The sequence below is a fragment of the Dechloromonas hankyongensis genome, assembly GCF_022012295.1.
Taxonomy (GTDB): domain Bacteria; phylum Pseudomonadota; class Gammaproteobacteria; order Burkholderiales; family Rhodocyclaceae; genus Azonexus; species Azonexus hankyongensis.
Map to the genome: position 1 here is coordinate 1,096,253 of NZ_JAKLTN010000001.1, position 20,727 is coordinate 1,116,979.

17 protein-coding genes are annotated in these 20,727 nt (G+C 65.7%); 5 read left to right on the forward strand and 12 right to left on the reverse strand.

All coding sequences use genetic code 11. The features are described from left to right. Window positions 1–6 precede the first annotated feature (6 nt). The 5 genes from LZ012_RS05200 to LZ012_RS05220 all read right to left on the reverse strand — a co-directional run bounded on the left by LZ012_RS05200 (window position 7) and on the right by LZ012_RS05220 (window position 7,037). On the reverse strand, window positions 7–2,205 hold the full coding sequence (locus LZ012_RS05200; protein ID WP_275708259.1) for a TonB-dependent receptor plug domain-containing protein: 2,199 nt from the start codon (window positions 2,203–2,205) through the stop codon (window positions 7–9). A 39-nt stretch (window positions 2,206–2,244) separates the two neighbouring features. Continuing rightward, complete coding sequence (holA, locus tag LZ012_RS05205) at window positions 2,245–3,276, reverse strand: DNA polymerase III subunit delta (protein ID WP_275708261.1); 1,032 nt, start codon at window positions 3,274–3,276, stop codon at window positions 2,245–2,247. Further along, complete coding sequence (locus tag LZ012_RS05210) at window positions 3,276–3,809, reverse strand: LPS-assembly lipoprotein LptE (protein WP_275708263.1); 534 nt, start codon at window positions 3,807–3,809, stop codon at window positions 3,276–3,278. Before LZ012_RS05210 ends, holA begins: the two co-directional genes overlap by 1 nt. 9 nt (window positions 3,810–3,818) lie before the next feature. Beyond that, window positions 3,819–6,428, reverse strand: a complete 2,610-nt coding sequence (gene leuS, locus LZ012_RS05215) for a leucine--tRNA ligase (RefSeq protein ID WP_275709631.1) — start codon at window positions 6,426–6,428, stop codon at window positions 3,819–3,821. 255 nt (window positions 6,429–6,683) lie between these two features. After that, a complete protein-coding gene (locus LZ012_RS05220) occupies window positions 6,684–7,037 on the reverse strand; it encodes a hypothetical protein (protein ID WP_275708265.1) in 354 nt (117 codons plus the stop codon). 232 nt (window positions 7,038–7,269) lie between these two features. Between LZ012_RS05220 and LZ012_RS05225 the strand changes: the two genes are divergently transcribed. Beyond that, window positions 7,270–9,414, forward strand: coding sequence for a UvrD-helicase domain-containing protein (locus LZ012_RS05225; protein WP_275708267.1), 2,145 nt, complete (start codon window positions 7,270–7,272; stop codon window positions 9,412–9,414). A gap of 86 nt (window positions 9,415–9,500) precedes the next feature. Here LZ012_RS05225 and pqqD read toward each other — a convergent pair whose 3' ends face one another. The 6 genes from pqqD to pqqE form a co-directional block, all read right to left on the reverse strand. Beyond that, window positions 9,501–9,776 carry a pyrroloquinoline quinone biosynthesis peptide chaperone PqqD gene (pqqD, locus tag LZ012_RS05230; RefSeq protein ID WP_275708269.1) on the reverse strand — a complete coding sequence of 92 codons (276 nt, stop codon included), beginning with the start codon at window positions 9,774–9,776 and terminating at the stop codon, window positions 9,501–9,503. A 63-nt stretch (window positions 9,777–9,839) separates the two neighbouring features. Beyond that, window positions 9,840–9,944, reverse strand: a complete 105-nt coding sequence (gene pqqA, locus LZ012_RS19785; RefSeq protein ID WP_420839472.1) for a pyrroloquinoline quinone precursor peptide PqqA — start codon at window positions 9,942–9,944, stop codon at window positions 9,840–9,842. Window positions 9,945–10,019: 75 nt separating this feature from the next. Beyond that, window positions 10,020–10,733: a beta/alpha barrel domain-containing protein gene (locus LZ012_RS05235; RefSeq protein WP_275708271.1), complete on the reverse strand. Its 714-nt coding sequence runs from the start codon at window positions 10,731–10,733 to the stop codon at window positions 10,020–10,022. After that, window positions 10,733–11,791 carry a 3-phosphoserine/phosphohydroxythreonine transaminase gene (serC, locus tag LZ012_RS05240; RefSeq protein ID WP_275708273.1) on the reverse strand — a complete coding sequence of 353 codons (1,059 nt, stop codon included), beginning with the start codon at window positions 11,789–11,791 and terminating at the stop codon, window positions 10,733–10,735. The genes LZ012_RS05235 and serC overlap by 1 nt, the downstream gene beginning before the upstream one ends. After that, a complete protein-coding gene (locus LZ012_RS05245) occupies window positions 11,788–12,297 on the reverse strand; it encodes a urate hydroxylase PuuD (RefSeq protein ID WP_275708275.1) in 510 nt (169 codons plus the stop codon). The genes serC and LZ012_RS05245 overlap by 4 nt, the downstream gene beginning before the upstream one ends. 103 nt (window positions 12,298–12,400) lie before the next feature. After that, window positions 12,401–13,546, reverse strand: coding sequence for a pyrroloquinoline quinone biosynthesis protein PqqE (gene pqqE / locus LZ012_RS05250; protein WP_275708277.1), 1,146 nt, complete (start codon window positions 13,544–13,546; stop codon window positions 12,401–12,403). Between the two features lie 232 nt (window positions 13,547–13,778). Here pqqE and LZ012_RS05255 point away from each other — a divergent pair, with 232 nt between their 5' ends. The 4 genes from LZ012_RS05255 (at window position 13,779) to LZ012_RS05270 (ending at window position 17,552) form a co-directional block, all read left to right on the forward strand. Then, window positions 13,779–14,537 carry a YdcF family protein gene (locus LZ012_RS05255; RefSeq protein ID WP_275708279.1) on the forward strand — a complete coding sequence of 253 codons (759 nt, stop codon included), beginning with the start codon at window positions 13,779–13,781 and terminating at the stop codon, window positions 14,535–14,537. A gap of 89 nt (window positions 14,538–14,626) precedes the next feature. Beyond that, the gene (locus LZ012_RS05260; protein WP_275708281.1) at window positions 14,627–15,601 is read left to right on the forward strand and encodes a quinone oxidoreductase family protein; all 975 of its coding nucleotides are present in this window, start codon (window positions 14,627–14,629) and stop codon (window positions 15,599–15,601) included. Beyond that, window positions 15,601–16,923, forward strand: coding sequence for a TAXI family TRAP transporter solute-binding subunit (locus LZ012_RS05265; RefSeq protein ID WP_275708283.1), 1,323 nt, complete (start codon window positions 15,601–15,603; stop codon window positions 16,921–16,923). Before LZ012_RS05260 ends, LZ012_RS05265 begins: the two co-directional genes overlap by 1 nt. After that, complete coding sequence (locus tag LZ012_RS05270; RefSeq protein WP_275708285.1) at window positions 16,920–17,552, forward strand: ParA family protein; 633 nt, start codon at window positions 16,920–16,922, stop codon at window positions 17,550–17,552. Before LZ012_RS05265 ends, LZ012_RS05270 begins: the two co-directional genes overlap by 4 nt. A 27-nt stretch (window positions 17,553–17,579) precedes the next feature. Here LZ012_RS05270 and LZ012_RS05275 read toward each other — a convergent pair whose 3' ends face one another. After that, entirely contained in the window at window positions 17,580–20,651 is a 3,072-nt protein-coding gene (locus LZ012_RS05275; protein ID WP_275708287.1) for a CHASE domain-containing protein, read from the reverse strand. Window positions 20,652–20,727 lie beyond the last annotated feature (76 nt).

Sequence of the window (20,727 nt, forward strand, 5' to 3'; positions counted from 1 at the left end):
CGGAGGTCAGAAACGGTATTCGGCCGTTCCCATGAAGGTGCGCGGTTGCTGCGGTACCTGCAGCAGCGTGTCGCTCGATGTACCGTGGGCGGCGTAATAGCGCGCATCGAACAGGTTATAGATGTCGAAATAGAGCGACAGGCGTTCGCCGGCCAGCTTGTGGGCACCGATATGCAGGCTGGCGACGGTATAGGCATCGGTTTTCAGACGCTCGCCGGGTGGCTTCGTGGTGTCCGGCATGCCCGTCGTCGTTTCGCCTATCCACTGCACGCGCGGCGTGATGGTCAGCCAGTCCTGGTAACGGAAGGTAACGCCGAGCTTGACCTTGTGGGCGGCGATATTGGTCTGCTCCCAATCGACCTGGTCGGCCGGATTGCGCGTCGTTCCCCGGATGTAGCTGTAGCTGCCCCACAGGTCGCCGGTCCATGGGCCGGCGAGGTGGAATTGCCATTGCGGAATGATGTCGATGCCGTAGTAGCGGTCTTCCCCGGCATTCTGCTTCGAATTGGTCTTGGACAGCACGGCGCCGGGGATGTACTGGATCGGCGTCGGGTCGTTCAAGGTGACGACCACGTCGCTGACCTTGGTGTAGTAGGTATTGGTGACCAGGTTCAGGTTGTGGCGCGGCCGCCAGTCCCAGGTCAGCGACCAGGTTTTCGATTTCTCGGGCTGGAGTTTCTCGTTGGGGGCGCGGAAGCGTGCGGAGGCGGTGTAGTTGCCGTTGATGTCCTGGGCGCCCGTGAAGGAACCGAAGGCGCTGTAGACCTCTTCCGGCGACGGGGCGCGGAAGGCCTCGCCGTAGAGCAGTTTCAGGAAGTTGCCGGGGGCGACCTTCCAGACCGCGCCGACACGCGGATTGACGCTGTTGCCGTAAGTCGAATACCAGTCGTCGCGGAAACCGAGCATGGTCGACAAGGCCGGCGTCCACTGCGCCTGCCATTGCAGGTAGCCGAACCAGCTGTAGTAGTCGGCGTCGAAGATGCGCAACGGGAGGTTGGTGTTCGGGTAGATCATGCCCTGGTTTTGCGGCCCCTTGTTCGTATCGTAGGGGTGCGGCAGGTCGGGGGTTTCGATGGCCTTGTAGTCGCGATAGCCGACGCCACCCTGCAGGACGTGCTGCTCGGTGGCGCGCCAGTTCAGGTTCTGTTCGATACTGCGCCGCCGGGCCATCGAGTAGTCGTAGCCGTGATCGGCAAAGCCGGTGAAGACGTTGACGTAGCGGGTCTGGGGGGAGACTTCGTAATTGGAGTAATCGACGATGGTTTCGCTGCTCAAGGTCGGCGTCAGGTCGGCTCGGAACTTGCCGTACCAGGTGTCGATGGTCGCGTCCCAGTAGGCATTCGACAGGTAGTAGCTGGTCACCGTCTTGTCGCCGTTGCTGGTCAGGCTGCGGAAGTTGTTGCGATAGAAGCCGACAGTCAGGCGGTCTTCGTAATCGAGGCGGAAATACTGGCTCTGGCTGCTGATGTTGCCGACGTAGTCCTCACGCTGGCTGGCGCTCAGGCCGCCGGCCGCCACCTTGGGGTAGGAGTCCGGGTAATACTTGTCGAGCGGGGCGCGGTCGCTTTTCTGGTAATGGGCGCCGGCGGTCAGCGAGAAACCCGCGCCGAGCGGCGCCCCGGCCAGGAAATTGCCCTCCAGCGAACCGTAGCTGCCGAAGCCGGCCGAAATCTTGCCGCCGGCTTCGCTCGGCTTGTCGGTGATGATGTTGATCACCCCGGCCAGCGCGTCGGCGCCGTACAGTGCTGCAGCCGGACCGTAGAGCACCTCGACCTGCTTGGCGAAATAGAGCGAGAAGTTTTCGGCGATCGGAATCTTGCCGCCGGCCGGATGGTCGATGCGCACGCCGTCGAGCAGGATGAGCAGCTTGTTGTTGCTGATGTGGCCCTGGAAGACGAAATTGTTGTATTGCCCGGAGCGCGTGCCGCGCTGGAAATCGACGCCGGGCAGGTCTTCGAGCAGGTCGGCGAGGTTCTTGTAGCGCCGGTCGCGCATCTGCTCGCGAGTGATGACCATGATGTGGGCCGGCGTCTGTTCGCGGCCTTCCTGGCGGCGCGACGCGGTGACGACCGGGGTGGCGATCAGTTCCTCGAGCGACAGGGGGAGCAGGGCGTCGATGCTGCCGACGGCCTGCGCGGCGGCCGGGAGGCTGCCGAGCGCAGCCGCCAGCGCGAGCGTCGTCAGGCTCGGACGAAAAGATTGCATGAATACCCTCCCCCAGGTTCGTGCTTTTATGAATTTATGTCAGTGCATGCTGCTAGTCCGCATCGGCTTGGTTGGGCACAGCCGCAGACCGAGGCGTAGAAATTCTTCCCAGATATTACCTTGTCCAATGCCTTTCGCCAGCCGGTCTATTTGTCCGGCATGCTGCAGGGCGGCTTCCAGGCTGGTAGTCGACAGGCGCTGCAGCGCCTTCTTGACCGGCACGGCGCGCGGCCCCCACACCTTGGCATCCTTGAGCAGTTGATCGACCGACCGCCCGGCATCCATGCCGGTGCGGATGGCGGTCAGGGCACGGATTTCCTCGCTCATCGCCCACAGCACCAGCGGCGGCGCCTCGCCTTCCTGCATCAGGCCGTCCAGCGTCCGGCTCAGGCGGCCGAGATCGCCGGCGAGCAGCGCTTCGCGCAGGCCGTCGATGTCATAGCGGGCGACGTTGAGCACCGCCTCGCGCACCTGAGCCATGCTCAGTTGCCCGGTCGGGTAGAGCAGGCCGAGTTTCTGGATTTCCTGATGGGCGGCGAGCAGGTTGCCTTCGACCCGTTCGGCGATGAATTTCAGGCTGTCCACGTCGGCGCCCTGTTGCTGGCGGCGCAGCCGGCCGGCGATCCAGCCGGGCAGTTCGGCCAGCGGCGGGGCGTTGAGCTTGAGCGCGACGCCGGCATTGACCAGGGCGGTGAACCAGGCGGCCTTTTCCTCGCGCCAGTCGAGTTCGGGCAGCGTGATGAGCAGCATGTTGTCCGGCGACAACGACTGGCACCACTGTTGCAGCGCCGCGCTGCCTTCCTTGCCCGGCTTGCCGGTCGGGATGCGCAGGTCGATCAGTTTCTTGTCGCCGAACAGAGACATGTTGCCGCCGGCGGCCAGCAAAGTTCCCCAGTCGAACTGCGGCAGCACGGTCAGCACTTCGCGTTCGCTGTAGCCCTGCTGGCGGGCGCGGGCACGGATGGCGTCGGCCGCTTCGAGGACGAGCAGCGGCTCGTCACCGTACAGCACGTAGAGCGGACGTAATTCGCGTTCGAGGTGCGCCGCGAGTTGTTCGCCCTTGAGCAGCATTACTCGTCGTCCGCGACGTCGGGGTTCTTCGGCTTGATGATGCTCAGGCGGCGCATGATCTGGTTGACCAGGTCGTTGTTCATGTCGCGCCAGAGCAGGCCTTCTTCCAGATCCTTGGCCAGCACGTTCGAGTCGTCGAAGGTGATGTCGCGGGTCAGGTTGATTTCGTTGGCCGGAACCAGAATCTGGCCCTTCTGGTTGACGATGCGGAAACGGTAGTCGAGCTGCAGGCGGTATTCGCGCACGCGGCCCTGGGCATTGACGCTGAGAATGGTCTTTTGCCGCGAGTCGCTCAGTTGCTGGAAGATGGCATCGGCCGCCTTGGCCTCGTCGACGATTTCCGTGCTGCCGCTGGCCTTGATGTAGCGCTGCAGCCAGATGTTCACTTCGGCCGTATCCGGCAGCGAGATGAACATCGTCTTGTATGGCAGGTTGCCGCTGCCCACGCCGCGCAGATGGAAGCCGCAGCCGGCGAGGGCGACGGCGAGGATCAGGGCGACGAGTGGACGCAAGAGCGGGCGCAGCAGCGGCATGTTGCTTCCTTAGACGACGATATTGACCAGGCGGCCGGGGACGACGACGACCTTCTTCGGCGCCTTGCCTTCCATGAACTTCTGCGCATCCTCGTTGGCCAGCGCGGCGGCTTCAATGCTCGCCTTGTCGGCCTCGGCCGGCACGCGGATGGAACCGCGCAGCTTGCCGTTGACCTGGATGACCAGCTCGATCTCGTCCTGCTTGAGCGCCGCCGGGTCGGCCTTGGGGAAGGCGGCGAGGCCGGCATCGGCACCCGGCTTCAGCTCGGCGTAGAGCGCCTGGCCGATGTGCGGGACGATGGGGAAGAGCAGCAGCGCGATGCTTTCCAGGGTTTCCTGGGCTAGCGCGCGGCCGGCGGCATCCTTGAGGTCGGCCTTGTCGAAGGCGTTCAGGAGCTCCATGACCGCGGCGATCGCCGTGTTGAACTGCTTGCGGCGGCCGTAGTCGTCGGCGACCTTGCCCATGGTCTGGTGCAGCTTGCGGCGCAGGTCGGCCTGGGCGGAAGAGAGGCCGTCGTTGCCGATGCAGGCGGCGACCAGGCCGGCCTGGGCGTGATCGTAGGTCGTCTTCCACAGGCGGCGCAGGAAGCGGAAAGCACCTTCGACGCCAGCATCCGACCATTCCAGCGACTGGTCGGGCGGCGAAGCGAACATGATGAACAGGCGGGCCGTGTCGGCGCCGTACTGGTCGATCAGGGCCTGCGGATCGACGCCGTTGTTCTTCGACTTCGACATCTTCTCGGTGCCGCCGATGACCACCGGCAGGCCGTCGGCCTTCAGCGTGGCACCGGTCGGGCGGCCGCGCTCGTCGGTGACGACATCGACATCGGCCGGGTTGATCCACTGCTTCTTGCCCCCGTCGAGATCGCGGTAGAAGGTCGGGGCGACGACCATGCCCTGGGTCAGCAGGTTGGCGAAAGGCTCGCCGAGGTCGCCGATCAGGCCGACATCGCGCATCAGCTTGGTGAAGAAGCGCGCGTACAGCAAATGCAGGATGGCGTGCTCGATGCCGCCGATGTACTGGTCGATACCGCCCTTGCACCAGTAGGCGACGCGCTCGTCGACCATGGCGTTGGCGTTATCCGGGCAGGCGTAGCGCAGGAAGTACCAGGACGACTCGAAGAAGGTGTCCATGGTGTCGGTTTCGCGCTTGGCGTCGCCGCCGCACTTCGGGCACTTGCACTCGTAGAACTCGGGCATCTTGGCCAGAGGCGAGCCGGCACCGGTGATCTCGACGTTCTCGGGCAGCACGACGGGCAGTTGCTCGTCGGGGACCGGCACGTCGCCGCAGGTGGCGCAATGGATGATGGGGATCGGGCAGCCCCAGTAGCGCTGGCGGGAAATGCCCCAGTCGCGCAGGCGGAACTGCACCTTCTTGTCGCCGATGTTCTTGGCGGCGAGGTCGGCGGCGATGGCGTCGACGGCGGCTGCATAGGGCAGGCCGTCGTACTTGCCGGAATTGATGCAGACGCCCTTGCTCTTGTCGCCGTACCACTCCTGCCAGCCGTGGAGGCTGAAGGTCTCGCCGTCGGCGGCGATGACCTGCTTGATCGGCAGATCGTATTTCTTGGCGAAGGCGAAATCGCGCTCGTCGTGGGCCGGTACGGCCATCACGGCACCGTCGCCGTAGCTCATCAGCACGTAGTTGCCGACCCAGACTTCGACTTGATCGCCGGTCAGCGGGTGGGTGACGTAGATGCCGGTGGGCAGGCCCTTCTTTTCCATCGTCGCGATGTCGGCCTCGGCGACGCCGCCCTTCTTGCATTCCTCGATGAAGGCGGCGAGTTCCGGGTTGTTGGCGGCGGCTTTGGTGGCCAGCGGGTGCTCGGCAGCGACGGCGACGAAGGTGACGCCCATGATGGTGTCGGCGCGGGTGGTGAATACCCACAGCTTTTCGTCGGCGTTGTCGGCCAGCGGGAAGGCGAAGCGCACGCCGGTGCTCTTGCCGATCCAGTTCTTCTGCATCAGCCGCACCTGCTCGGGCCAGCCCGGCAGGTTGTCGAGTTCGGTCAGCAGTTCGTCGGCGTAGGCGGTGATCTTCATGTAGTACATGGGGATCTCGCGCTTCTCGATCAGCGCGCCGGAGCGCCAGCCGCGGCCATCGATGACCTGCTCGTTGGCGAGCACGGTGTGGTCGACCGGGTCCCAGTTGACGGTGCCGAGCTTCTTGTAGACCAGGCCCTTTTCGTAGAGGCGGGTGAACAGCCACTGCTCCCAGCGGTAGTACTCGGGCGTGCAGGTCGCCAGTTCGCGGCTCCAGTCGATGGCGAAACCGAGCGACTTGAGTTGGGTCTTCATGTATTCGATATTGGAGTAGGTCCACCCGGCCGGTGCCACGTTATTGGCCAGCGCGGCGTTCTCGGCCGGCATGCCGAAGGCGTCCCAGCCCATCGGTTGCAGCACGTTGTAGCCCTGCATCTTGTGGAAGCGAGACAGTACGTCGCCGATGGTGTAGTTGCGCACATGCCCCATGTGCAGTTTCCCGGATGGGTACGGGAACATCGACAGGCAGTAGTACTTGGGTTTGGTGGTGTCTTCGACGGCGCGGGCGGCGCCGGTCTGGTCCCAGTGTTGCTGGGCGGCGCGCTCGATGTCGGCCGGGGAGTATTTGTCCTGCATGGGCATGGCGGAATTCTTCGCTGGAAATCAGAGATTAACCGCGAATTATACCGTCTGCAGCGCATGCCTGTCGGTGCCGTCAAAACTAGGCTCCGGCATCGACTGTTTGCTGTTTTTCGGGGATAAAAGATGCTGGCCCGTCGCCGACGGGCACTACGTTGCGCTTCCGGCAACGGCCAACCGGGAACGACCCGGAGAAAACCATTGCGGCGCCTGCACGCGCCGCAACAGCCGTACTACACCGCGGTGGCTAGCTTAGGCAGCCTTTTTTTGCGGGTGGCACATGTTGTCCCAGGTGTTCTGCCAAATGCGATAGGCGTTCTGGGTGGCAAGCAGGGAAAGCATGGACATGCGGGTCTGGTGACGCCACATCCACGACATTTGCGGTGCCGGGGTCAGGTTGTAGGACGGAACATTGCCGACTTCGTCCTCGACGATGGCCAGGAAGCGTTCGACGCTCAAACCCCAGAATTCGGAGCCTTCGGCCTTGCCGGTGAGGTATTCTGCTTCGCTGACCGCGCGACGCCACAGTTTGAGGGCTAGCTCGTCGCTGATGCCTGCCTTGCGGGCGACCCACGGCAGGATCTTGGGTGGGTTCATGCTGTTCATTGCTGTTCTCCTTCGCGGGGGTGACCGCTTATCGAATAAGAGCGCCTTGTGGGCTAAAAGTTTTGTGCACTGCAATATTTTTTTGTTGACCGAAGTATACGGGTGCGCCGGGCGGCTGTCTGTGAAAAAATGTTTAACTTTTGGTGCTGACGTTGCGCAAACGCAACGAATTGGTCAGACCTCTTGCCAATGGCATGCATCTTTTTGATTTATATGAAATTTTGGTGTCTTTATGTCCGATCTGCTGGCTAATCTGAACCCCCCGCAACTCCAGGCCGTGACCCTGCCGCCGGTGCATGGTTTGATCCTGGCCGGAGCGGGAAGCGGCAAGACGCGGGTGCTGACCACCCGTATCGCCTGGCTGATTTCGACCGGCCAGGTCGGACCGCACGGCATCCTGGCCGTGACCTTCACCAACAAGGCGGCCAAGGAGATGACGGCGCGCCTGTCGTCGCTGGTGCCGATCAACGTGCGCGGCATGTGGATAGGCACTTTCCACGGCCTGTGCAACCGCCTGTTGCGCGCCCATTACCGCGAGGCCGGGCTGCCGCAGACCTTCCAGATTCTCGACTCGGCCGACCAGTTGGCCATGGTCAAGCGCCTGCTGAAAAACCTGAATATCGACGACGAGAAATACCCGCCGCGCGAGCTGTGCCATTTCATCAATGCCCACAAGGAACAGGGTGTGCGCGCCGGGCAGGCCGAGGTGTACGACAACTACACCCAAAAGCGCGTCGAAATCTATGCTGAGTACGAGGCGCAGTGCAATCGCGAGGGGGTGGTGGACTTCGCCGAACTGCTCCTGCGCTGCTATGAATTGCTGCAGCGCAACGAGCCTTTGCGCGCCCATTACCAGCAGCGCTTCCGGCACATCCTGGTCGACGAATTCCAGGATACCAACGTGCTGCAGTACGCATGGCTGAAGCTGTTGGCCGGTGGTGGGGCGAATGTCTTCGCCGTGGGCGACGACGACCAGTCGATCTACCGCTTCCGCGGCGCCGAAGTCGGCAACATGCGCGATTTCGAGCGCGACTACGCGGCCCAGAACATCATCCGGCTGGAACAGAACTACCGTTCGCAAGGCAACATCCTGGCCGCCGCCAACGCCATCATCAAGAACAACCGCGAACGTCTGGGCAAGAACCTGTGGACCGACGCCGGCGAAGGCGAGCCGATCCGCGCCTTCGAGGCCTATTCCGACCTCGACGAAGCGCGTTTCGTGGTCGAGGAAATCCGCGAACTGGTGCGCGACGGCGTGGTGCCGACCCAGATTGCGCTGCTCTACCGCTCCAACGCCCAGTCGCGGGTGCTCGAAAACGAGTTGTTCACCAAGAACGTGCCGTACAAGGTTTATGGCGGCCTGCGCTTCTTCGAACGCCAGGAAATCAAGCATGCCCTGGCCTACCTGCGCCTGTTGGGCAATCCGGACGACGATACCGCCTTCCTGCGCGTCGTCAATTTCCCGACCCGCGGCATCGGCGCTCGCTCGCTGGAAAACCTGCAGGCCACCGCGCACCAGATGAATTCCAGCCTGTACAACGCCGCTGCCTCGCTGACCGGCAAGGCCGGCCAGACGGTCGGCGCCTTCATCCGGCTGATCGAAAGCCTGCGCCAGGAGACCGAGGGCCTGCCGTTGCCCGAGATGGTCGAGCACGTCATCGAGAAGAGTGGCCTGGCCCAGCATTACCGCACCGAGAAGGAAGGCCAGGACCGGCTGGAGAACTTGGACGAACTGATCAACGCCGCCGCCACCTTCATCGACGACGAAGGCGCCATCGGCGAGGGCGGTGCGCTGGTCTCCTTCCTGACCCTGGCCTCGCTGGAGGCCGGCGAGCACCAAGCCGGCGAAGGGCAGGAGGCGGTGCAGCTGATGTCGGTGCATGCCGCCAAGGGTCTGGAATTCGACGTGGTCTTCATTACCGGCCTTGAGCAGGGCCTGTTCCCGCACGAAAACTCGGTCAACGAGGGCAAAGACGGCCTGGAGGAAGAGCGCCGGCTGATGTACGTGGCGGTGACCCGGGCGCGCCAGCGGCTCTACGTGTCCTGCGCGCAGACCCGCATGCTGCATGGCCAGACGCGCTATTGCATGCCGTCGAGCTTCCTCGACGAAATCCCGGAAAACCTGATGCGCAAGCTGAACAAGAAGGCCGAAGCGACCTCGGCGGTGCCCTCGTTCAGCGCCTTCGGCGGCGGTTACGCCGAGCCGCCGGCCAGCGGTGGCCTGCGTATCGGGCAGACCGTCGAGCACGCCAAATTCGGTATCGGCGTCATCGTGTCCACCGAAGGGCGCGGTGCCGATGCTCGGGTGCAGGTCAATTTCGGCGGCAGCGGCATGAAGTGGCTGGCCCTCGAATACGCCAAGCTGACGCCGGTGTGAGCGTCACGCCCCGGCCGTAGCCTTGCGGCTGGTGGCCGGCAGCGGTTAAAGCCTGGAGGGCGCGTTGATTGGCGGAACCGGCAGTCTCAGGCCTCGCGCAGCCAGCCCTTGTCGCCGGCCGTGGCGATGAAGGCGTGGGTGTCGGCGGCGATGGCCTCGGCGTGGCCGGGGAAAGCGGCGTCGAGTTCGGCGATGATGGCCGCCGTGGTGCGCACGCCGTCGCAGCGGCTGATAATTTCCGCCGCTTCCAGACTCAATTTGATCAGCCCTTCCGGGTAGAGCAGGATGTGGGCGTTCTGGCTGGGCTCCCAGCGGAAGACGAAGTGCGGATTCAGGCGAGGGCGTTCGGGGATGGTCGGCATGGTCGGCTCGGCAGGTGAGGTGCATCGGCAGGGCGGCGGCATGGCCGTCACCCCGCGTTCGTCTTAGCGCACGTAAACGTAGGCGGTGACTTCAAAGCCGAGGCGGATTTCGCAGTAAGCCGGTGTATTCCACATGATGTGTCTCCTAAGTTTGATGGGCGGCAACATGCCGCGCCACTACCGATTATTCGGGGGCGGCACGGCTCCGGCACCGTGCTGTTCGCCAAAAAGCGCTCCAGAAATTCATGACAAAGCCATCAGGCAGGCGGCGCCGTGCGCCACGAACAGGCGATGCACCTGCACGCCATCCGCGCCGGCGGAGTGGGCGGCCCGGCGTTCGTCGGCGCTGGCTATGCCGCCGACGGCCACCCGCCACAGGCCGTGGCGGCCGGCCAGCGGGGCGAGAGCCTGTGCCGGCGGCACGCCGTCAGGCAGCACGACGGTAACTTGGGCCAGGCCGGCGGCGCGCAGCTCATCCCACAGGGCTGCTGCGGCAGCGACCGACAGCTTGGCGGCGAGCAGCGGCAGGTGCCGGCCGGCCTGACTCTGCCGGAATTCGGCCACCGCGGCGAGGGCTTCGGCCAACTGCGGATAGAGCGTCGGTTCGACAAAGCGCCGGTTGGCGGCGGCACTCAGGTTGAAGCTCAGGTAGTCGGCCACCGCCGGCCTGGCGGCGAGCAGGTGCAGGCCGGACAGCCATTGCTCGGCCAGTTGCCCGGCCGGCAGGTCGGGAGGCAAGCCGAGGCCGATGCCGATGGCGGCGCGCGGGGTTTTGACTGCCGCCAGCCGTGCGAGCAGCGCGGCCAGGCCGCAGGAAATCCCGGGCAGCGGCAGCGTGGTCACCGAGCCGAATTCGACGCTGGCGAAGCCGGCCGCCAGCAGTTCGCCGGCCCGTTCGCCGGTCTTGTCGATGCCGCCGGCCAGGCCGACGCCGCCGAGCCAAGGCGGGCGGTGCATCAGCCGAAGCGCCGCTGGAAGTCGGCCATGAACTCGGCCAAGGCGGCGACCCCGGCTTCCGGCATGGCGTTGTACAGGCAGGCCCGGATACCGCCCCGCCGGGGATGGCCGGCCAGGTGGTGCAGGCCGGCGGCCACCGCTTCGGCGACGAAACGTTCCTCCAGCCCGGCTTCAGGCAAGTGCCAGCACACCGTCACCGGCGAGCGCCAGGGCGGGCTGGCCGGGCAGCGGTAGAAACCGTGGCTGCGCTCGATGGCGGCGTAGAGCAGGGCCGCCTTGCGCCGGTTGGCGGCGGCCATGGCCGGCAGGCCGCCCTGTTCGGCCACCCAGTCGAAGACCAGGGCGGCGAGTTGCAGGGCGAGGACGGGCGGGGTGTTGACGCAGCTGTCCGCCTCGGCCTGTCGGGCATAGGACCACAGCGCCGGCAGGCTGGCCGGGCTACGCGCCAGCAGGTCCTGGCGGACGATGACGACGGTCAGTCCGGCGACGCCGATGTTCTTTTGCGCGCTGGCGTAGAGCAGGCCGAAGCGGCTGATGTCGAGCGGCCGGCACAGGAAATCGGCGGTAGCGTCGGCGACCAGCGGCACGCCCGGCGGCGGGGCCGGCAGTTCCGGCCAGGCCAGGCCGTCTGCCGTTTCGTTGGTGGTCAGGTGGCAGTAGGCAAGGTCGTCCGGCACGGCGAGCGGCGCGTCGCCGGGCGGCGGCAGGGTGTGCACCGGGCGGTGCAGGGTGGCCTCGAGCGCGGCGCGCGCCGCCCAGTAACCGGTGTCGACGTAGCCGACGCGCTGCCCGGGCGCCGCCAGGTTGAGCGGGAGCAGCGAAAACTGCTGCATCGCGCCGCCGGCCAGGAATAGGATGCGGTAATCCGCCGGCAGATCGATCAGCGCCGCCAGTTGCCGGCTGGCATGGGCGCGCAGGGCGCGGCAGGCGGCGCCGGAAAAGGGCTGCTCGCTGACGCAGGCGCCGCTGGCGTCGCGGGCGAAGAGGCTGCGTTCGGCCAGGGCCAGCACGGCATCGGGCAGGCGGGCCGGGCCGGCGGCGAAATTCCAGGCGCTCATCCGGCGAACAGATGGCCGCCGTGGCTGCCGGCGGCCATGAAGAAGAGCAGCGGCACCGACAGCATGGTGTTGGTGCGCGACGACAGGTGGGTGATGCGCGAGCAGCGCAGGCGTTCGGCTATGCTCGCCGGCTTCAGGCCGAGTACCTTTTGCTGGTGCGGCCAGAGGACCAGCCACAAGTTGGCCAACATCAGCGTACCGATCCAGGCACCCAAACCGAGCGGTGCCAGCGTGCCCTGTAGCGTGAAGGCCGGCAGCAGCCAGCCGCGCTGGGCGAGCATGGCGATGCCGGCACCCCAGGCGACGACGGCGGCCCAGCGGAAGGTGCCGTGCTCGCGGTTGATGACGGCACGCAGGCGCGGGCTGTCCGGATCGCGCAGGTCGGCGGCGGTGAGCGGCTGCCAGGTCGGGCGCTGGACGACGCTGGAGTAGTTGTGCCCGACCCAGACGATGCCGGCGATGAAATGCAGCCAGCGGGCGAGCAGGTCGAAAGTGGCGCCGTCCATGGCCTTAGCCCATCCAGACGCGAAGCAACTGGTTCAGTGCTGCCGTCAGCAGCAGGCCGAGGGCGAGGGTGGTGAGCGCCGAATCGAAGGGATGGCGCATGGTTTAGGCGTCCATGAAATCGGTGATCACCGCCTGCGCCGAGCGCTTGATCAGCGGCTTCTGGAAGCGCACTGCCTGTTCGCGCACGGCGACCGCCTGCTGCACCACACCGTGGTGCGGCGAGCGGCTGCAGGCCGGGTCGGCGTGGCCGGCGTCGCCGGTGAGCAGGAAGGTCTGGCAGCGGCAGCCGCCGAAATCCTTGTCCTTTTCCGAGCACGAACTGCACGGCTCGGGCAGCCAGTCCACGCCGCGGTATTTGCGGAACAGCGGCGATTCGTGCCAGATCCAGCCCAGCGACTTGTCGCGCACCGACTCGAACTGCAGGCCGGGAATCACCCGCGCCTCCTGGCAGGGCATGGCCACGCCGTCCGGCGCCACGGTCAGGTGGATGGCGCCCCAGCCGTTCATGCAGGCCTTGGGGCGGCCCTCGTAATAGTCGGGGATGACGAAGTAGATGGTCGTCTTGTTGCCTAGCTTGTCGCGCCAGCGATTGACCACGGCTTCCGCCTCGCGCACCTGAGCCAGCGTCGGCATCAACTCGTCGCGGTTCATCAGCGCCCAGTTGTAATACTGGATATTGGCGAATTCGATGTATTCGATGCCGAGGTCGGCCGCCCAGGCGATCATCGCATCGACCTCGCCGATGTTCTGCTTGAAGACCGGCACGTTGAGCACCATCGGGAAACCGTGCTTCTTGATCAGGCGGGCGGCTTCCATCTTGCCGGCGTGGGCGCGGGCGCCGACCAGGGCGTCGGTCAGCCCGGGCTGCGACGACTGGACCGACAGCTGGATGTGCTTGAGGCCGGCCGCCTTGAGTGCCAGCAGGCGTTCTTCGCTCAGGCCGATACCGGAGGTGATCAGGTTGCTATAGAGGCCGATGCGCTCGGCGTGGGCGACCAGTTCCTCGAGGTCGTCGCGGAGCAGCGGCTCGCCGCCGGTGAAGCCGAGCTGCAGGGCGCCGAGCGCCCGGGCGTCGTCGAGTACCTGTTTCCACTCGGCGGTGCTCAGTTCCTGGCTGCCGTAGTCGGCGAAATCAAGCGGATTGTTGCACCACGAGCATTTCAGTGGGCAGCGGTAGGTCAATTCCAGCGACAGCCACAGCGGCTTGCCTTGGCCGTCTAGGCTCAGGCCCTGATTTTCGTTCGGCATCTTGTTTTCCTCCCGGTGGCGACGATGCGATGGCTTATTGTTGGCCGGCGTACCGGGCGCAACGACCGGGGGATCGCCATTCCTGCATCATGATTTTCAGGAGTCCGGCCTGGCCCGTCATGCGGCGTGGGTGATAACCTTGGGGCAGGATGATGACGAGCAAAGACGATCATGCACGACGCAACGCGCAGGCCTGGCAAGCGCCGCCCGGCAACAGCCCGGCGATGAAGCTGTGACGCTCGCCTTCGTGCTCAAGAGCCTGCTGGTGGCGATCCTGCTGCCGCCCGGCAACGGCCTCAGTCTGCTAGCTCTGGCCGCCTGGCGGCGCAAGCGGCGTTGGGCTTACGGCGTGGCGCTGCTCGGCGGCGGCCTGCTGTTCGCGCAGTCGCTGCCGCCGGTCGGCACGGCGCTGATGGGCACGCTGGAAAGCCGGGCCGGGGCGTGGGCGCCGGATACTGCCGGGGCGCAGGCCATCGTCGTGCTGGGTAGCGGCCTGATCCGGCCGCCGGCCGAGTTCGGCGGCGAAACGGCCTCTGACCGCACCCTGATCCGCATCCGGCGCGGTGCGCAACTGGCGCGCGACACCCATCTGCCGGTGCTGGTCAGCGGAGGGCGCCCACCGCATGCCGAGCAGTCCGAGGCGGCGGTGATGGCCGAGATCCTGGAACGCGAATTCGGCGTCGCCGTGCGCTGGCAGGAGGACGACAGCCAGGATACGGCCGGCAATGCCCGGCAGTCGGCCAAGCTGCTCAGCCAGGACGGCGTGCGGCGCATTCTGCTCGTCACCCAGGCTTTCCACATGCCGCGGGCCCGCCTGCTGTTCGAGGCGCAGGGTTTCACCGTCATTCCGGCGCCGGCGCATTTCGTCGCCCGGGGCGGCAGCGATTTCGAGATGCACAGCCTGCTGCCGAGCGCCGCGGCCCTGCACCATTCCTACTATGCCCTGCACGAATGGCTGGGCATCGCCTGGGCCGAGCTGTCGGGCGGCTGAGAGATTGCCACCGGCCTGGCACACGGTGGAAGGAAGCGCAGCACGGTGATAACCTCGTAATCTCGCCCATAAGATCAACGGAGACTGCTATGCCCCACGCCATCCGCATAAACCAAACCGGCGGCCCGGAAGTGCTCGCCTGGGAAGAAGTCGATCTGCCGGCCCCGGCCCCCGGCGAAGCGACGGTACGCCACCATGCTGTCGGCCTCAATTACATCGACACCTATCATCGCACCGGGCTCTACCCGGTACCGCTGCCTTCCGGCATCGGCCTTGAAGGCGCCGGCATCGTTGAAGCGGTCGGCGCCGGCGTCAGCGAAGTCAAGGTCGGCGACCGCGTGGCCTATGCCGGCGGCCCGCTCGGCGCTTATGCCGAAGTGCGCAACATCCCGGCCCATCGTCTGCTCGTCCTGCCGGACAGCATCGCTTTCGAAACCGGCGCGGCGATGATGCTGCAGGGGCTGACGGCCGCCTACCTGCTGCGCAAGACCTATCGCGTGCAGGCCGGCGATGCCGTGCTGATCCACGCCGCGGCCGGCGGCGTCGGCCTGCTTGCCTGCCAGTGGGCCAAGGCGCTGGGGGCGACGGTGATCGGCACCGTCGGTTCGCCGACCAAGGCCGAACTGGCCAGGGCGCACGGCTGCGACCACGTGATCAACTACAGCACCGAGAATTTCACGCAGCGGGTGCGCGACATCACCGGCGGCGAAGGCGTCGCGGTGGTCTATGACGGCGTCGGCAAGGACACCTTCATGGGTTCGCTGGACAGCCTGCGGCCGATGGGCATGATGGTTTCCTACGGCAACGCGTCCGGGCCGGTGCCGCCGGTCGATCTGATTCTGCTCTCGCAGAAGGGTTCCTTGTTCCTCACCCGGCCGACCCTGATGAACTACACCGCCAAGCGGGCCGATCTGGTCGAACTGGGTGACGAGCTGTTCGCAGCGGTGACCTCCGGCCGGGTCCCGGTCGAGGTCAATCAACGCTACGCGTTGAAGGACGCTGCCCAGGCCCATCGCGATCTCGAGGCGCGCAAGACCACCGGTTCCACCATCCTGCTTCCATGATGGCCCGGATCAGAGCCGGACTGCTGTCGCTGCGCGACCTGTTTGCCACCGCCTGGTGGATTTTCCTGATCGTCGGCATCGGCTTCGTCATTGCCTTCCAGTTCGTCCAGCCGGCGCCGCCGACGCGCATCGTCATCACCACCGGCGGCCAGGCTGGTGCCTACTACCAGTTCGCCCAGCGCTACGCGGCCATCCTGGCCAAGAACGACATCACCCTCGTGGTCAAGGACTCGGCCGGCTCGCTGGAGAACATCGAACGTCTGAAAAAGGACGAGGCGCAGGTCGGCTTCGTCCAGGGCGGCGTCGTCCCGCCCAAGGACGACCCGGATGCCGAGGACGACTCCGGCCTGCTGTCACTGGGCAGCCTGTTCTACGAGCCGGTGTGGGTGTTCTACCGCGGCGACCATGACCTGACCCGGCTGACCGACCTGCGCGGCAAGCGCATTGCCATCGGCCAGGAAGGGTCGGGCGTGCGCCAGCTGGCGCAGCAGCTGCTGCAGGCCAACGAAATCCCGGCCGGCGACAAGCTGGTACCGCTGTCCGGCCTGAAGGCGGCCGAGGAATTGCAGCAGGGGCGCATCGACGCCGCTTTCGTCATCGCCGCCGAGAACGCGCCGGTAGTCCAGGTGCTGTTGCGCTCGCCGGGCATCAAGCTGATGAGCTTCGAGCAGTCCGGCGCCTACCAGCGGCGCTTCCCCTTCCTGACCAAGCTGACTTTCCCGCACGGCGTGGCCGATCTGGTCCGCGATTTCCCACCGCAGGACATCAAGGTGCTGGCCCCGACCGCCAACCTGATCATCCGCGACGACCTGCATCCGGCCTTGCAGATGCTGCTCCTGCAGGCGGCTGCGGAGGTGCATGGGAAGACCGGCTTCTTCCAGGACGCCGGCGAGTTTCCGGCCTACAAGGACCAGATGCTGCCGCTGTCGGCCGAAGCTGCGCGCTACTACAAGTCCGGGCCGCCCTTCCTGCAGCGCTATCTGCCCTTCTGGCTGGCCGTGCTGGTCGACCGGCTGATCGTGTTGCTGGTGCCCATCGTCGCCCTGCTCATTCCGCTGCTCAAGGTGGCGCCGGCGATCTACACCTGGCGGGTTCGCTCCAAGGTGTTCCGCTGCTATGGCGAACTGAAATTCCTCGAAGACGACCTGACCCATCATTTCGACCCGGCCCGCCTGGACGATTACCGCAACCGGCTCGATGCGCTCGACGCGGAGGCGGTGGCCCTGCGGGTGCCGCTCGGCTTTACCGATCTCGTCTACACCCTGCGCGAACACGTCAATCTGGTGCGCGGCATTCTCGACAAAAGGGAAGCACAGAAATGAAAGCCTTTCTCGTGGCCAACCCCAAGGGTGGGTCCGGCAAGAGTACGCTGGCCACCAATCTGGCCGGCTATTTCGCCAACCGCGGCAACGAGGTCATGCTCGGCGACATCGACCGCCAACAGTCGTCGCGCGAATGGCTGGGCATCCGGCCGTTCGAATTGCCGACCATCGACACCTGGGAAATCGGCCACGACAACATCGCCCGGCCGCCCAAGGGGACCAGCCACGTCGTGCTCGACACCCCGGCCGGCCTGCACGGCAAGATGCTGGAACGGGTGTTGAAACTGTCCTCGCGGGTCATCGTGCCGGTGCAGCCGTCGCTGTTCGACATGCTGGCGACCCGCCATTTCCTCAGCGAACTGCTTTCCGAGAAGGCCGTGCGCAAGGGCAAGGCCGATGTCGCGGTGATCGGCATGCGGGTCGATGCCCGGACTCGCGCCGCCGGCGAGCTGGAGCGCTTTTTCGCCACCTTCGAGCTGCCAGTGCTCGCCTACCTGCGCGACACCCAGGTCTATGTCCAGGCCACCGCCGCCGGCATGACCCTGTTCGATCTGCCGCGCTCGCGGGCCGAACGCGACCTGGAACAGTGGCAGGCCATCATCGACTGGGCGGAGGTGGGGCACGCCTGACCTTCCGGGCGGGCTGTGCCGCCGGTTTCAGGCTTGAGGCGCTGCGCTCAGCCAGTGCGCCAGCTTGGTGAAGAGCAGCCGAGGGGCGACCGGCTTGGCAATGAAATCCGACATGCCGGCCTCGATGCAGCGCGCCCGGTCGTCGGCGAAGGCATTGGCGGTCATCGCCACGATCGGCGTCCGGGCATGGCCGGGCAACAGGCGGATGGCGCGGGTGGCGGACAGGCCGTCGAGGACCGGCATCTGCATGTCCATCAGGATCAGGTCGTAGGGGCCGGCGCCGGCCAGTTCGAGGGCCTGCGCGCCATTCTCGGCAACGTCCACCTTCAGCTCCGGATAATCGGACAGCAGGTCGAGGGCGACCTCGCGGTTGATCGGGTCGTCTTCGGCGACCAGCAGGCGTTTGTTGCCGAGCGGGAAGGTCGGGGCGGTCCACGCTACATCCGGCGCGCTGTACGCGTCTTGCTGGTCGGCGGCGAGCTTGTCCAGGCGAACGGTCAGCGTGAAGGTGCTGCCGGTTCCCGGCGTGCCGCTGATCTGGATGTCGCCCTGCATCATCTGCGTCAGCTGGCGGACGATGGCGAGGCCGAGGCCGGTACCGCCGTGCTCGCGGGTGGTCGAGCCGTCGGCTTGCTCGAAGGGTGAAAAGATGCGCTGCTGCGCTTCCGGCGGGATACCCCGGCCGGTGTCCTGAATGGCGATGCTGAGCGTGATAGCGGTCGGTGTTTCGGCGATGACGCCGGCGCGCAGCGAGATGCTGCCGTGGTCGGTGAATTTCAGCGCATTGTCGACCAGGTTGAGCAGGATCTGGCGCAGGCGCAGCGGGTCGCCAAGCAGCCGCATCTGGCTCAGCTGCGGGCTGATGTCCTTGCGCAGGGTCAGCCCCTTGGCCTGTATGCGCTCGCCGATCAGCGATTCGACATTGGCGACGACGTCGTCGATGCGCAGCGGAACGTGTTCCAGGGTCAGGCGGTCGGCTTCGATCTTGGACAGGTCGAGGATGTTGTTGAGCAGCCGCAGCAGGTGGTCGGCAGCGCGATCGACCTTGATCAGCTTGTCGCGTTGCCAGGGATCATTGCTGCGCTGGGTCAGCAGATAGGTCATGCCGATGATGGCATTCATCGGCGTGCGCAACTCGTGGCTCATATTGGCCAGGAAGGTCGTCTTGGCCCGATTGGCCGCCTCGGCCGCCTCCTTGGCCAGCAGCAGGTCGGCGGTGCGGGCGGCGACTTCCTCTTCGAGGTGCTCGCGGTGGCGCTTGAGTTCGGCTTCGGCGCGCTTGCGCTCGGAAATGTCGAGGATGATGCCGATGACCGCCGGTTTGTCCTCGTAATCGACGCCGGTGCCGAAAACTTCGACCTCGATCGGCCGGCCGTCGCGGCGCAGTCCGGTAAAGCCGTAGTGCATGGATTCGACCAACCCTTCGGCCCGGCGCCGAATGTTGTCGGCCACCCGTTCGCGGTCGGTCAGGGCGACGAGTTCGAAGACGGCGACCTGGTCGATGATGTCCTCGGGGGCGGCGTAGCCGAAAATCCGGGCGAATTGCGGATTGACGTAGCGGAAAAGGCCGTGCTGGATGATGTATACCCCAGCCAGCGACTGCTCGACCAGGCCGCGGAACTTGTGTTCGGCGGCGCGCAGCGCCTTTTCGGTGGCGACCCGTTCGGTGATGTCGCGGCCGACCATGACCAGCGCCTGGCGCCGGCCGTCCGGGGCGAACAGCGGCACCTTGGCGATTTCGAAAACCCGCTCGCTGTCGTCCGGGTGGCGCACGATCAGCTCGTCGTGCAGGCGTTCGCCCTGCTCCCAGACGTCGTTGTCCGAATTCTCGATGTCGGCCAGCCTGGCGTAATCGAGGCCGGCGGCGGCCGCCAGTTCCGGCCCGTTCTTGCCGCGATAGTTGACGCCGCTCAGGCCCAGCTCGCGCAGGAAGACGCTGTTGGCCTCGATCAGGCGGTTCTCGCTGTCTTTCAGGCAGACCATGTCGGGCATCGTGTTGATCAGGGTGCGCAAGCGTTCCTCGTTGTCGGCGAGGCGATCGGCGTAGGCCGACAGGCGCAGCCCGAAGCGCTGGTTGCGGATTTGCCAAAGATAGGCAATCAGGGCCATCAGCACGCCACTGGTCGCAATGCTGTCCGGCAGTCCGGTGGCAGTGACGGTTTCCAGTTCGGGGCGGCTGCTGAAACGGGCGATCCACTGGTGGCCGCCGAAATCGATCGGTAGTTCGGCCTGGTAGCGGCCACCGTGCTTTTCGTGGCCGGGGTGTGAGTCGAAAATCAGGTTCTCGGGTGTGGCGGCACCATCGTAGAGGCGCAGTTCGACGTCCTTGTTGTCGGCGGTGATGACGCTGCGCAACAGGTCATGGGTGCGGAAGGCGCTGAAGGCGAAGCCGAGCAATGCCGCCCGGCGTTGCGTGAAATTGTCGCGCGGCATGCCGCTGCGGTAGATCGGGACATAGATCAGGAAGCCGGGCTGGACGTCGTGCTCGGTTTCCTGAACCAGGGTGATTTTGGCGGTGAGCGAAGTTTCGCCGCTGTCGCGGGCGCGTTCGATAGCCAGGCGGCGTATCGGTTCGGCATAGCCGTCGTAGCCGAAAGCCGTGCTGTTGCGGCCGGTCGGCGGCTCCAGGTAGGTCACGCTGGCGTACTGGTCGCGCTGGCCTTCCGGATAAATGGTGTAGCCGGCCAGGCCCTGCGCGCGCATCGCCTTTTCGTGCGCCGCCTTGTCCCCTGCTCCCACCATCCGGATGAACCCGGTCGCCTGGATACCGGGCAGGGTCCGCTCCAGGTGCAGGTTGCTGACGTAGTTCTGCCATTCGGCGCGGCTGACCTCGTCGCTCGCCTCGACGAAGGCGGCGGCGCCGCGCAGGACCTGGGCATGTGCGTCCATGCGGGACAGGATGCGCGACCTTTCCTGGTCGGCCCGGTACAGGAAGCGCTGCTGGGCCTGCTGTGCGGTGTTCTGATAAACGATAGCGCACAGCACCGCCGTTGCCAGCAGGATGGCGACACAGAGCAGCCAGGCACCGTTTTTTTGCAGGAAGCTGCGGCCCGGTCCTCGGCTGGCCTGCGGTTCACCGGAAATTGCGCTTATCCCCATTTTTCACTGTTGTGCTTTTTCTTGGTGACGAGCGAACCTTAGCACCGAAATGGGGCGTTGTGGTTGTCGCTGTCAT

Coding starts and splice junctions, on each gene's coding strand:
- LZ012_RS05260 (WP_275708281.1), top strand. CDS start 14,627: ATGCCCCACGCCATCCGCATAAACCAAACCGGCGGCCCGGAAGTGCTC.
- LZ012_RS05265 (WP_275708283.1), top strand. CDS start 15,601: ATGGCCCGGATCAGAGCCGGACTGCTGTCGCTGCGCGACCTGTTTGCC.
- LZ012_RS05235 (WP_275708271.1), bottom strand. CDS start 10,733: ATGCACCGCCCGCCTTGGCTCGGCGGCGTCGGCCTGGCCGGCGGCATC.
- LZ012_RS05275 (WP_275708287.1), bottom strand. CDS start 20,651: ATGGGGATAAGCGCAATTTCCGGTGAACCGCAGGCCAGCCGAGGACCG.
- LZ012_RS05270 (WP_275708285.1), top strand. CDS start 16,920: ATGAAAGCCTTTCTCGTGGCCAACCCCAAGGGTGGGTCCGGCAAGAGT.
- LZ012_RS05225 (WP_275708267.1), top strand. CDS start 7,270: ATGTCCGATCTGCTGGCTAATCTGAACCCCCCGCAACTCCAGGCCGTG.
- leuS (WP_275709631.1), bottom strand. CDS start 6,428: ATGCAGGACAAATACTCCCCGGCCGACATCGAGCGCGCCGCCCAGCAA.
- LZ012_RS05200 (WP_275708259.1), bottom strand. CDS start 2,205: ATGCAATCTTTTCGTCCGAGCCTGACGACGCTCGCGCTGGCGGCTGCG.
- pqqA (WP_420839472.1), bottom strand. CDS start 9,944: ATGTTGCCGCCCATCAAACTTAGGAGACACATCATGTGGAATACACCG.
- LZ012_RS05210 (WP_275708263.1), bottom strand. CDS start 3,809: ATGCCGCTGCTGCGCCCGCTCTTGCGTCCACTCGTCGCCCTGATCCTC.
- holA (WP_275708261.1), bottom strand. CDS start 3,276: ATGCTGCTCAAGGGCGAACAACTCGCGGCGCACCTCGAACGCGAATTA.
- LZ012_RS05245 (WP_275708275.1), bottom strand. CDS start 12,297: ATGGACGGCGCCACTTTCGACCTGCTCGCCCGCTGGCTGCATTTCATC.
- serC (WP_275708273.1), bottom strand. CDS start 11,791: ATGAGCGCCTGGAATTTCGCCGCCGGCCCGGCCCGCCTGCCCGATGCC.
- LZ012_RS05220 (WP_275708265.1), bottom strand. CDS start 7,037: ATGAACAGCATGAACCCACCCAAGATCCTGCCGTGGGTCGCCCGCAAG.
- pqqD (WP_275708269.1), bottom strand. CDS start 9,776: ATGCCGACCATCCCCGAACGCCCTCGCCTGAATCCGCACTTCGTCTTC.
- pqqE (WP_275708277.1), bottom strand. CDS start 13,546: ATGCCGAACGAAAATCAGGGCCTGAGCCTAGACGGCCAAGGCAAGCCG.